This window comes from Pseudonocardia sp. SID8383 (assembly GCF_009864975.1).
GTDB classification, from domain to species: domain Bacteria; phylum Actinomycetota; class Actinomycetes; order Mycobacteriales; family Pseudonocardiaceae; genus Pseudonocardia; species Pseudonocardia alni.
Window position 1 is genome coordinate 1 of record NZ_WWFY01001074.1, and the last position, 11,851, is coordinate 11,851.

Here is an 11,851-nt window from a genome sequence, read left to right on the forward strand (position 1 = left end):
AGTCAGGCCGCCCGGGCCGCCGCCGGGCGGCGCCGCAGCCCGCGGCGCTCCCGGCGGTGCTCGGACTCGCGGATCCCGCGCGCGGGCAGCGACAGCCGCCAGATCGACCGCGTGGCCTGCCAGAACTGCCGCGGGAACGGGCCCGTGGTGTAGGGCAGGTCGTACTTCTCGCACAGCGCCCGGACCTTCACCGCGATCTCCGGGTACCGGTTCGACGGCAGGTCGGGGAACAGGTGGTGCTCGATCTGGTAGCCGAGGCTGCCGGACATGACGTGCATCAGGCGGTTGCCGGTGAAGTTGGCCGAGCCGAGCAGCTGACGCAGGTACCACTCGCCGCGCGTCTCCCCCTCCAGCTCCTCCTCGGTGAAGACCTCGGCGCCGTCGGGGAAGTGCCCGCAGAAGATGATCGCGTAGGACCAGATGTTGCGGACGACGTTCGCGGTGGCGTTCGCGGTCAGCGTCGAGACCGCGGCGGGGCCGGTGAGCAGCGGGAACAGCAGGAAGTCCTTGCGCATCTGCCGGGCGTGCTTGCGGCCGACGTCGAGCAGCTTGCGGCGGAACTCCTCGGGGTCCTCCAGCTGCATCTTCAGCAGGCCGTCGACGTCGAGGTCGTGCAGCGACACACCGTGCTCGAACAGCAGCATCAGCAGGACGTTCCAGAACGGCTGCCCCAGGTAGGCGGGGTGCCAGGGCTGGTCGGCGCGGACCCGGAGGATCTCGTAGCCGACGTCCTTGTCCTTGCCGATCACGTTCGTGTACGTGTGGTGCAGGTAGTTGTGCGAGTGCCGCCACTGCTCGGCGGGGCACACGTTGTCCCACTCCCACGTCGACGAGTGGATCTCCGGGTCGTTCATCCAGTCCCACTGGCCGTGCATGACGTTGTGCCCGATCTCCATGTTCTCCAGGATCTTCGCGACCGAGAGCATGGCGGTGCCGGCGAGCCAGAGCGGCGGGATCCGGCTGCCGAACAGCGTGACCCGCGCGGCGACGTTCAGCCGCCGCTGCCAGGTGATCATCGTGCGGATGTAGTCGGCGTCGTACTGGCCGCGACGCTCCTCGACGTCGGCGCGGATCGCGTCGAGCTCGTGCCCGATCGCCTCCACGTCGGCCTCGGTGAGGTGGGCGAACTCCTTGACGTCGGAGATGGCCACGACGTTCCTCCTGGTTGTGAGCGGTGTCGGGTCTCGGTGTCAGATCTCCAGGACGCAGTCACCGGCGGCGGCGGTGATGCAGGTCTGGATCCTCTCGGCGGGGGTGTCGGGGTCGCCGCGGCGTTCGGTGCCGTCGCGCAGGTCGCGCACCGAGCCCGACCGCAGGCCGACGGTGCAGGTGTGACAGATGCCCATCCGGCAGCCGTAGGGCAGGTCGAGGCCGGCCTGCTCCCCGGCGTCGAGCAGGGTGGTGGCACCGTCGATGTCGACGGTGGTGTCGCCGTCGCCCGAGGAGGTGGCGGCGGAGCCGCGGCGGACGAAGGTGACCGTGCCGCCCTCCGCCTCTCCCCCGCGCAACGACGCGGAGAAGCGCTCGACGTGCAGCGCCGCGCCGCGGCCCGCGGACTCCCACAGGTCCTCGGCCTCGTCGAGCATCGCCTCCGGGCCGCACGCCCAGGTGCTGCGCTCGCGCCAGTCCGGGCAGTACTCCGCCAGCCCGTCGGGGGTGAGCCGGCCGTGCTCACCGGTGAGGTGCAGCTGCACCCGCAGCGACGGGTGCCGCGCGGACAGGGCGTCGAGCTCGTCGGCGAAGATGACGTCGCCGTCGCGCGGGGCCGAGTGCACGAGCACCACGTCGGTGACGGTGTCGCGACGGTCCAGGGTCCGCAGCATCGCCATGATCGGGGTGATGCCGCTGCCCGCGGTGAGGAACAGCAGCCGCTCCGGTGGCGGGTCGGGCAGCACGAACTCGCCCTGCGGCAGCGCCAGGCGCACCACCGTGCCGGGCCCGACGCCGTCGACGAGATGGCGGGACAGGAAGCCCTCCGGCATCGCCTTCACGGTGATCGAGATGTGCCTGCGGTCGCGGCGCGGCTCGGAGGTCAGCGAGTAGGAGCGCCAGTGGAAACAGCCCTCCACCTCGACGCCGATCCCGACGTACTGGCCGGGGCGGTGGTCGAACGACCACCCCAGGCCGGGCCGGATGACCAGTGTCACGGCGTCGGCCGTCTCGGGCACGACCTTCACCACCCGCCCGCGCAGCTCCCGCACCGACCACAGCGGGTTGAGCAGCAGCAGGTAGTCGTCGGGCAGTAGTGGCGTGGTGAAACGGGCGGCCGCCTTGCGTACGCGGCGCAGCCCCCTCGGCAGTACGGCGTCGGTCATGACCCACCTCGTCGTCGCGGTCGGGGACCATCGGACCCGATCTCGGTGGCGACGGCAAGTTGGGACGGCGACACCCCCGTCACCAGTGACGACGTCGTCGGCCTCCGACCTGCGGGAACGTTACATCGGTTTCTCCGTCAACGATGTCGAGATCGACTGTCTAGGATCGTCCGGGTGGCGGACTTCCCGATCGAGGAGCTGGCCCGCCGGGCGGGGATGACCGTGCGGACGGTGCGGTCCTACATCACGCGCGGGTTGCTCCCGCCGGGCGAGCGGGCCGGCCGGGCCGCCCGCTACACCGACACCCACCTCGCCCGGCTGGACCTGGTCAACGGGCTGCGCCGGCGCGGCTTCTCCCTCGGGGCGATCGAGGTGCTCGTCACCCAGGACCCCGAACGGACCGCCGAGGAGGCGCTGCGGCTCTACCGCGGGATGCTCGCCCCGTGGCAGCCGGAGGAGCCCGTCGAGGTCGACGGGACGGAGCTGCCCACCCACCTCGGGCTCGACCCGGACGCGGTGTCGGCCGACGAGCTGGTCCGGCACCTGTGCGCGACGGGTGTCGTCGAGACCGCGGCGCACGGACGGCTGCGCATCCTGCGGCCCGACCTCGCCCGGGCCGCCGCGGAGGCCGTACGGCTGGGCATCCCGCCCGCCGCGCTGGTGGGGCTGCGCCGGCGCCTCGACGACCACACCGGCGCCGTCGCCGAGATGTTCGTCGAGCTGTTCGCCCGGCAGGTGTGGGACGACCACGTCGAGGCCGGGCTGCCCGCCGGCGACGCGCCCCGGATCCAGCAGACCGTCGAGCAGCTGCAGCCGGTCGCGACGCTGGCGCTGCTGTCGTCGTTCCGCTCGCGCATGCAGGACGCGATGGACGCCTTCATCACCCGGATCTCCGACGACATCTCCCCCGAGGCCGGACGCGCGATGGGGATCCGGACGACGGACCTGGACGATCGTTGACTCTTCAACGATGATGCGCCGGTGAGCACCGTGACGACGGACGTCCTCGTGATCGGCAGCGGGCCCGCGGGCTCCTCGGCCGCCCTGTTCCTCGCCGGTCTCGGCGTGGACCACCTCGTGATCACCAAGTACCGGTGGACCGCCGACACCCCGCGGGCGCACATCACCAACCAGCGCACCGTCGAGATCCTGCGCGACCAGGGGGTGGAGGCCGACGTCGTCGCCGAGGGGACGCCGTCGCACCTCATGGGCGAGACGGTGTTCTGCACCGCGCTCGCCGGCGACGAACTCGGCCGGGTCCGGACCTGGGGCACCCACCCCGCGCGGCGCGCCGACTACACCCTGGCCAGCCCGTCGTCGCACTGCGACCTGCCCCAGAACATCCTCGAGCCGATCCTGGTGGGCCGGGCCGCCGAGCGCGGCAGCCGGGTCCGCTTCGACACCGAGTACAGCCACCACGTCCAGGACGACGACGGCGTCACCGTCACCGCGCGCGACCGGCTCACCGGGGCGGAGCTGACGATCCGGGCCCGCTACGTGATCGGCGCCGACGGCGGGCGCAGCGCCGTCGCCCGGGACGCGGGCCTGCCCTTCGACGGCCGCGGCGAGCTCGCGGGCAGCATGAACATCGTCTTCGACGCCGACCTCACCGCGCTGGTCGAGCACCGGCCGAGTGTCCTGTACTGGGTGTTGCAGCCCGGTGCCGACGTCGGCGGCATCGGGATGGGCGTGCTGCGCATGGTGCGGCCGTGGACCCGCTGGATGGCGATCTGGGGCTACGACCTCGCCGGTCCCCCGCCGGAGCTCGACGACGCCGCGGCGACGGCGATCGTCCACGACCTGATCGGTGACGACTCCGTGCCGGTGACGATCCGTTCGACCTCGGTGTGGACGGTCAACGAGCAGTGGGCCACCCGCTACCGGTCGGGCCGGGTGTTCTGCGCCGGTGACGCCGTGCACCGCCACCCGCCGTCGAACGGGCTGGGCTCCAACACCTCGATCCAGGACTCCTACAACCTGTGCTGGAAGCTCGCGATGGTGCTGCGCGGCACCGCCGGGCCGGGGCTGCTGGACTCCTACGACGCCGAGCGCGCCCCCGTCGGCGAGCAGATCGTGCGTCGCGCCAACCGCTCGGTGGAGGAGTTCGGCCCGATCTTCACCGCGCTCGGGCTCACCCCGGGCGCCGATCCCGAGGCCATGCGCGCCTCGATGGCGGCCCGCGCCGACGACTCCCCCACCGGGGCCCGGCGGCGCGGCGAGCTGCGGGCGGCGCTGGAGGCCAAGGACTACGAGTTCAACGCGCACGGCGTCGAGATGGGCCAGGCCTACACCGGCCCCGGCGTCGTCGCCGACGGCACGCCCGAGCCGCCGCCCGAGCGCGACCCGGAGCTGTTCTACCGGCCGACCACCCGGCCCGGGCACCGGCTGCCGCACTGCTGGCTGGGCCGCGACGGGCACCGGGTCTCCACCCACGACATCACCGGCAAGGGCCGGTTCGCCCTGCTCACCGGCATCGCGGGCGGCGCCTGGGCCACGGCCGCGGAGACCGTCGCCGCCGAGCTCGGGATCGACCTGGCCGCGCACGTGGTCGGCCCCGGCCGCGAGCACACCGACCTCTACGACGACTGGGCCCGGCTGCGCGAGGTCGGCGAGGACGGCTGCGTCCTCGTCCGCCCGGACGCCCACGTCGCCTGGCGCAGCGACGCGCTCGTCGCCGACCCGGCGGCCGCGCTGCGCGAGGTGCTGGGGAACATCCTGGACCGGACCCCGGAGGTGACCGCATGACCGGCTTCGTCCACGACCCCTCCCCCGCGCGGGTGGTGTTCGGCCCCGGCACGATCGACGACCTCGCCGCGGAGGTGACGCGGCTCGGCCGGTCGCGGGTGTTCCTCGTCGGCGGCCGCCACCCCGCGGGCGCGGCGGACCGGGCGCGGGCCGCGCTCGGGTCGTTGCTCGCCGGGCGGTTCGACCGGGCCGCCGTGCACACCCCGGTGACGGTGACCGACGAGGCGCTGGCGGCGTTCACCGCGGCCGGGGCGGACTGCGTCGTCGCGATCGGGGGCGGCTCGCAGATCGGGCTGTCCAAGGCGCTCGCGGTGCGGACCGGTGCGGACCAGGTCGTCGTCCCCACGACGTACTCGGGCTCGGAGTGCACCGCGGTGCTCGGCGAGCTGGGGGTGGACACGCCGGGGGTGAAGACCACCCGGACCGACCCGGCGATCCGGCCGGAGACCGTCGTCTACGACACGACGCTCGTCGCCGACCTGCCGTCGCAGGTGGGGGTGCCGAGCGCGGTGAACGCGCTGGCACACGCCGTCGAGGCGCTGTGGAGCACCGACCGCGACCCGCTGACCGAGGCCGCCGCGCTGGAGTCGGTGCGGCTGCTCACCGCGGGGCTGCGCGACGGCGAACCCGACGCGCTGCTCCGCGGGGCGTGGCTGGCCGGGACCTGCCTGGACCGGGCGGGGATGGCGCTGCAGCACAAGCTCGCCCACACCGTCGGCGGCTCCCTGGACCTGCCGCACGCCCCGACCCACGCGGTACTGCTGCCGCACGTGATCGCCCACAACGCCGCGGCCGCACCGCGGATCGCCGAGGCGCTCGGACCGGACCCGGCCGGGACGGTGTTCGACCTGCTCGTCGCCGCGGGCGGGCCGACGTCACTGGCCGGGCTGGGCGTCGACGAGGCCGACCTGGACCGGCTCGCCGAGCAGGCCGTCGCCCGGCCGTACCCGAACCCGGTGCCGGTCACCCGCGACGGTGTGCGCGCCCTGCTCGGGCGGGCCTGGGCCGGGGAGCGGCCGGGCGACCCGGTGCGCGCCACCCTGGACACGCTGACCGCGCAGGTCACCGCGTCGTTCGGCGGGTCCGACGAGCGGCTCCGCACCCTGCTGGCCGCGCTCGCGGCCACCCTGCACGGCTACGCGCGCGAGCACGACCTGACCCAGGACGAGTGGCAGGCCGCGATCGACTTCCTCGCCCGGACCGGGCACCTCACCGACGAGCGGCGCCAGGAGTTCGTGCTGCTCTCGGACACCCTCGGGCTGTCCAGTGTGGTGGACGTGCTGACCAACTCCCGCACCCCGGACACCACGTCCTCGGCCGTGCTCGGGCCGTTCTACACCGACGGCCCGCCGGAGCTGGACCAGGGGACCGACGTCTCCGCGGGGAAGAAGGGCACCCCGCTGTGGGTGGACGTGGTCGTCACCGACACCGGTGACGAGCCGGTCGCCGGGGCGGTCGTCGACATCTGGCAGTCCGACGAGGACGGCTTCTACGACCTGCAGCTGCCCGAGACCGAGGGCCCCGTCCTGCGCGGCCGGTTCCGTACCGACGACGCCGGCCGGCTGCGGTTCCGCTCGATCCTGCCCGCCGCCTACCCGATCCCGGCCGACGGACCGGTCGGGGAGATGCTGCACGCCACCGGACGGCACCCCTTCCGGGCGCCGCACCTGCACTTCCTCATCCAGGCGCCGGGGCACCGGCAGCTGATCACGCAGCTGTTCGTCGCCGGTGGGGAGCACCTCGACTCGGACACGGTGTTCGGTGTGAAGGAGGACCTGGTCGTGGACTTCGCCCCGCGCAGCGGCCCGATGCCCGACGGCGTCGAGCCCGACGGGGAGTGGCGGCTGCTGGAGTTCACCTTCCGGATCGCCCGCGACCGCTGATTCCTGCCCGATTCCGGGCAGATTCCTGGTCTTTCGCCCCGCGGCGGATCAGGATCGGCGGCGTGGATCCGGATCTCGTGCGGCACGTGGCCGCCACCACCGGGCTCGCCGAGCCGGTGGCGGCCCGCGTGGTCGCCGACGTCGTCGCCTACTTCGGCGAGACCACCGAGGAGTTCGTCCGCCGCCGGCACCGCGAGCTGCAGGCCCGCGACCGGCGCAACGACGAGATCTGGCCGCGGATCGCGGCCGAGCTCGCCGCGCGGGTGGTCGGCCCCGGTGACGTCTCCCAGCGGCGGCTGCGCCGGATCGTCTACGGCTGAGCGGACGACGGGGGAACGTGCATGTGCGGGATCGTGGGTTATGTGGGGCCGCGGGAGGCGGCGGGCGTGCTGCTCGACGGGCTGTCCCGGCTGGAGTACCGGGGCTACGACTCGGCGGGCCTGGCCGTGGCGCACCGCCGGAAGGTGACGGTGCGGCGCACCGCCGGGCGGGTGGAGGACCTGCGCACGCTGCTGGGTGACGCCCCTCCACCGGGCCGGTCGGGCGTCGCACACACCCGGTGGGCCACCCACGGCGAGCCGAGCGAGGCCAACGCGCACCCGCACACCGACGCGTCCGGACGGGTCGCGATCGTGCACAACGGCATCGTCGAGAACGCCGAGGCGCTGCGTGCCGCGCTCACCGCCCGCGGGGTCGTGCTGCGCAGCGACACCGACTCCGAGGCGCTCGCGCACCTGGTCGCCGAGGCCCTCGACGGCGGGGCCGCGACCCTCGCCGACGCGGTCCGCACGGCGCTCGCCGGCGTCGAGGGCACCTACGGCCTCGCGGTGCTCGACGCCCGCACCCCCGACGAGATCGTCGTCGCGCGCAACGGCAGCCCGATCGTGCTCGGCATCGGCGACGGCGAGATGGTCGTCGCCTCGGACCTGGCCGCGGTGGTGCGGCACACCCAGAAGGTCGTCTTCCTCGACGACGGCGAGATCGTCACCGTGCGCGCCGACGGCGTCGAGGGCTCCACCCGGATCAGCCCGACCACCGTCGACACCGGCTCCGAGGACTACGCGCTCGGCGGGCACCCCGACTTCCTGGCCAAGGAGATCGCCGAGCAGCCCGACGCGCTGCGTCGCGCTCTGGCCGGGCGGCTCGACACCCGGTTCGCCACCGCCCGCCTGGGCGGGCTCGGGATGGACCCGCGCGAGCTGCGCGGGGTGCGCCGGGTGCTGTTCCTGGGCTGCGGGTCGGCGTACTACGCGGGGGAGATCGGCGCCGGGCTGGTCGAGCAGCTGGCCCGGATCCCGGCGGCGGCCGAACCGGCCGGCGAGTTCCGCCACCGCAACCCGGTCGTCGACCCGGACTGCCTCTACGTCGCGGTCAGCCAGTCCGGCGAGACCGCCGACACCCTCGCCGCGGTGCAGGAGCTGCGCCGCAAGGGCGGCCGGGTGATCGGCGCGGTGAACGTGATCGGCTCGGCGATCTCCCGCGAGTGCGGCGCGGGAGTGTTCCTGCACTCCGGGCCGGAGGTGTCGGTCGCCTCGACCAAGGCCGTCACCACGATGAGCGTGTCGTTCGCGATGCTCGCGGTGCTGCTGGGCCGGGTGCGCGACCTCTCGGTGGCCGACGGCAGGCGGCTCCTCGACGGCCTGGCGGCGCTGCCCCGCCACGTCGAGGCCGTGCTCGCCGAGGACGCCGCCCACGGCACGGTCGCCGCGGTCGCGCAGCGCTGGGCGCACGCGTCGTCGATGTTCTTCGTCGGGCGCACCCGGTGCAGCCCGGTCGCGCGGGAGGGCGCGCAGAAGCTCAAGGAGATCTCCTACTGCCACGCCGAGGCCTACCCCGCCTCCGAGCTCAAGCACGGCCCGCTGGCACTGGTCACCCCGGACATGCCCAGCGTCGTCGTGGTGCCCGACGACGAGCTGCTCGCGAAGAACGTCGGCACGATCGAGCAGATCCGGGCCCGGGGCGGGCCGGTGATCGCGGTGACCGACGCCGAGCTGCCCGCCGGGCTCGCCGACGCCGTGCTGCGGGTGCCGCGCACCGAGCCGGAGCTGGCGCCGATCCTGCTCGGGATCCCCCTGCAGCTGCTGGCCCGGCACGCCGCCGTCGCGCTCGGACGCGACGTGGACCGGCCGCGGAACCTCGCGAAGTCGGTGACGGTGGAGTGAGGGTCCTCGGGCTGCACGTGGCCGCGGAGCGGGGTGCGCCGATGCACGACGTCGAGCGGGTCGAGGTGGTCGCGGGCAGCGGTGTCGTCGGCGACCGGTACTTCGGCACCCGGCACCGGCACGTCTCGGTGCAGAGCCGCGACGAGCTCGACGCCGCCGCCGACGCGCTCGGCGCCCCGGTGCCCTCGGGCGGCACCCGGCGCACCGTCACCGTCGACCACGGCACCGTCCCGACGACGCCCGGCACCCTGCTGCGGCTCGGCGACGTCGAGCTGGAGGTGGTGCGGAGGGCCGCACCGTGCCGGGTCATGGAGACCGCCGTCGGGCCGGGGGCGCGCCGCGCGCTGCACGACCGCGGCGGCGCGGTCTGCCGGGTGCTGACCTCCGGCGCGATCGCCGTCGGCGACCCGGTGCACATGCCCGCCGGGACGTGACCCGTCCGGTCACCGACGGTCACCCATCGGTGACGCAGAATGCCTGCCGACCGTCACGGGATCCCCGTCCGTGCGTTGGAGAGGTGACGGACTTCGACGAGCGGGGAGCGCCGGTGACGGATCCGATCAGCCGGCGGGCGGCGGGCATGGTGGCGGGACTGGTCGTCCTGGCCGGGGTCGCGGGCGCCGGGGTCGCCGGCGCGACCGCCGCCTCGGAGACCTCCTCGGGTGCCACCGAGGGTGAGAACAGCCAGGTCGCGCGGCAGGCGCACGCCGAGGCGCAGGTGCCGGGCACGCCGTGCTCGGTGTCGGCGCGGGCGTGTGTCGACCTGGATTCACAGCGTGCCTGGCTGGTCACCGACGGCGCCGTGTCCTACGGCCCGGTCCCGGTCGCCTCCGGCGGGGCGGGCCAGGAGACGCCGGTCGGGCACTCGTTCCGGGTGTACCGCAAGGCCGCCGACCACCGCAGCGGCGAGTTCGAGACACCCGACGGGGAGCCCGCCCCGATGCCGTGGTCGGTGTTCTTCGCCGACGGCGGGGTCGCGTTCCACGGCGGCGACCGGGACCGGGCGTCGGCAGGGTGTGTGAAACTCGACCCGGAGCCGGCGGAGGAGTTCTTCGCCGGGCTCCGGGTCGGGGACAAGGTGCAGGTGCTCAGCGCCGCCACCGAGCGCGAGCACCGCGCCGCCCTCAGCTGACCGGGGCCTCCGCCACGGTGCGGCGGCGGACGAGCAGCGACAGCAGGACGGCCAGCACCCCGACCCCGCCGGCGACGGCGAACGCGGCGTGCAGCCCGTCGGCGTCCGGGGAGGCCCCGGCGGCGCTCGCCGAGCCCAGCGCGGCGACGGTGACGAACAGCGCCGTCCCCAGCGCGCCCGCGACCTGCTGCAGCGTGGACAGGATCGCGCTGCCGTGGGAGTACAGCTCGTCGGGCAACGAGCCGAGCGCCTCGGTCATCAGCGGCGTCATCATCAGCGCGAGCCCGCCCATCAGGACCAGGTGGAAGCCGACGACCACGCCGAGCGGGGTGCCCGGGCCGAGGGTGGAGAACAGCAGCAGACCGGTCGCCATCAGCACCGCGCCGGGGATCACCAGCGGGCGGGCGCCGACGCGGTCGAACAGCGCGCCGACCGGGCGGCCGAGCAGTCCGAGCAGCAGCCCACCGGGCAGCACCACGAGCCCGGAGACCAGCGTGCTCGTCCCGAGCACGGTCTGCAGGTAGAGCGGCAGCAGCACCGCGGCGACGCCGATCAGCGACAGCAGCACCAGCGCGGTGAGCACCAGCGCCACGACGAACTGTCGGCGCCGGAACGGGCGCAGGTCCAGCAACGCGCGGTCGGAGCGCATCAGCCGCAGCTGGCGCAGCACGAACACCGCCAGCGCGACCAGCCCGACGACGACCGGCACCCACGGCGGGAGCCCCCCGCCGCCGTGGCCGCCCAGCGAGGACAGCCCGTAGACCAGGCCGCCGAACCCGACGGCGGACAGCAGCACCGACACCACGTCGAGCGGGACCGGGCGGCCGCCGCCGTCGATGCGCAGCCACCGGGCGCCGGCCGCCATGGCGAGCGCGGCCAGCGGCAGGACCAGCCAGAACATCCAGCGCCAGCCCAGACCGGACAGGATCGCGCCGCCGATCGTCGGGCCGACCGCGGGCGCGACCGCGATGACGATCGTGATCGTGCCCATCGTCGCGCCACGCCGCTCGGCCGGCACCAGACGCAGGATCGTGGTCATCAGCAGCGGGATCATCATCGCCGTGCCGCCGGCCTGCACGATGCGGCCGACGAGCAGCACCGCGAACCCGGGCGCGAACCCGGCGATCGCGGTCCCCGCGGTGAACAACCCGAGCGAGGTGAGGAAGACCTGCCGCGGGGTGAAGCGGTCGAGCAGGTAGCCGGTGGTGGGGATGACCACGGCCATCGTCAGCAGGAAGCCGCTGGTCAGCCACTGGGTGGTGGTGGCGGGAACACCGAGGTCGACGCTCAGGTCACGCAGCGCGACGCTCAGCACGGTCTCGTTGAGGATCATCACGAACGCGGCGCCGACGAGGACGGCGATCAACGCTCCGGTCCGGTCGGCCGCTACCGGTTCGGTACGGGACGGGGTGGTGGTCACGCGGGATCTCCTGCCCGGGGAAGGGTCGTGGTGGCCGCGCGCAGGGCGCGGCCGAGTCGGTCGACGGGGTCGGTGCACCGGACGCCCGCGGCGAGCTCGACGGCGAGGTCCTCGCCGCTGATCCGCAGGGCGGCGGCGACGGCGGCGGCGTGCACCCGGACGTCCAGGTCGCCGGGCTCGCGGCCGGCGCGGGC

At 74.3% G+C, this 11,851-nt stretch carries 10 protein-coding genes and 1 pseudogene; 7 read left to right on the forward strand and 4 right to left on the reverse strand.

The window, feature by feature from the left end; translation table 11 throughout:
- Positions 1–2: 2 nt before the first annotated feature.
- Entirely contained in the window at positions 3–1,151 is a 1,149-nt protein-coding gene (locus GTW08_RS25735) for a fatty acid desaturase family protein (protein WP_073577223.1), read from the reverse strand.
- A 39-nt stretch (positions 1,152–1,190) separates the two neighbouring features.
- Positions 1,191–2,315, reverse strand: coding sequence for a ferredoxin reductase (locus GTW08_RS25740; protein ID WP_073577224.1), 1,125 nt, complete (start codon positions 2,313–2,315; stop codon positions 1,191–1,193).
- Positions 2,316–2,489: 174 nt separating this feature from the next.
- Here GTW08_RS25740 and GTW08_RS25745 point away from each other — a divergent pair, with 174 nt between their 5' ends.
- From GTW08_RS25745 to GTW08_RS25775, 7 genes are all read left to right on the forward strand, one after another.
- A complete protein-coding gene (locus tag GTW08_RS25745; protein ID WP_073577225.1) occupies positions 2,490–3,275 on the forward strand; it encodes a MerR family transcriptional regulator in 786 nt (261 codons plus the stop codon).
- Between the two features lie 21 nt (positions 3,276–3,296).
- Positions 3,297–5,060, forward strand: coding sequence for an FAD-dependent oxidoreductase (locus tag GTW08_RS25750; protein ID WP_073577226.1), 1,764 nt, complete (start codon positions 3,297–3,299; stop codon positions 5,058–5,060).
- Entirely contained in the window at positions 5,057–6,943 is a 1,887-nt protein-coding gene (locus tag GTW08_RS25755) for a maleylacetate reductase and hydroxyquinol 1,2-dioxygenase domain-containing protein (RefSeq protein ID WP_073577227.1), read from the forward strand. The genes GTW08_RS25750 and GTW08_RS25755 overlap by 4 nt, the downstream gene beginning before the upstream one ends.
- A gap of 62 nt (positions 6,944–7,005) precedes the next feature.
- Positions 7,006–7,263, forward strand: a complete 258-nt coding sequence (locus tag GTW08_RS25760; protein ID WP_083658930.1) for a hypothetical protein — start codon at positions 7,006–7,008, stop codon at positions 7,261–7,263.
- A 21-nt stretch (positions 7,264–7,284) separates the two neighbouring features.
- Positions 7,285–9,105, forward strand: coding sequence for a glutamine--fructose-6-phosphate transaminase (isomerizing) (glmS, locus tag GTW08_RS25765; RefSeq protein WP_073577228.1), 1,821 nt, complete (start codon positions 7,285–7,287; stop codon positions 9,103–9,105).
- 41 nt (positions 9,106–9,146) lie between these two features.
- The gene (locus tag GTW08_RS25770) at positions 9,147–9,539 is read left to right on the forward strand and encodes an MOSC domain-containing protein (RefSeq protein WP_202417693.1); all 393 of its coding nucleotides are present in this window, start codon (positions 9,147–9,149) and stop codon (positions 9,537–9,539) included.
- Positions 9,540–9,652: 113 nt separating this feature from the next.
- Complete coding sequence (locus GTW08_RS25775) at positions 9,653–10,237, forward strand: L,D-transpeptidase (RefSeq protein ID WP_301548948.1); 585 nt, start codon at positions 9,653–9,655, stop codon at positions 10,235–10,237.
- On the opposite strand, the gene GTW08_RS25780 is transcribed toward GTW08_RS25775, so the two are convergent.
- Together GTW08_RS25780 and GTW08_RS25785 are read right to left on the reverse strand one after the other, a co-directional pair.
- The gene (locus tag GTW08_RS25780) at positions 10,230–11,657 is read right to left on the reverse strand and encodes a DHA2 family efflux MFS transporter permease subunit (RefSeq protein ID WP_073577230.1); all 1,428 of its coding nucleotides are present in this window, start codon (positions 11,655–11,657) and stop codon (positions 10,230–10,232) included. The genes GTW08_RS25775 and GTW08_RS25780 overlap by 8 nt on opposite strands.
- Positions 11,654–11,851, reverse strand: a pseudogene (locus GTW08_RS25785) (TetR family transcriptional regulator); the annotation flags it as partial. The gene GTW08_RS25780 and the pseudogene GTW08_RS25785, both read right to left, overlap by 4 nt.

Bases quoted from the DNA above. Each gene is read 5' to 3' on its own strand.
- GTW08_RS25740 (WP_073577224.1), bottom strand. From the start codon at position 2,315: ATGACCGACGCCGTACTGCCGAGGGGGCTGCGCCGCGTACGCAAGGCG.
- GTW08_RS25755 (WP_073577227.1), top strand. From the start codon at position 5,057: ATGACCGGCTTCGTCCACGACCCCTCCCCCGCGCGGGTGGTGTTCGGC.
- glmS (WP_073577228.1), top strand. From the start codon at position 7,285: ATGTGCGGGATCGTGGGTTATGTGGGGCCGCGGGAGGCGGCGGGCGTG.
- GTW08_RS25770 (WP_202417693.1), top strand. From the start codon at position 9,147: ATGCACGACGTCGAGCGGGTCGAGGTGGTCGCGGGCAGCGGTGTCGTC.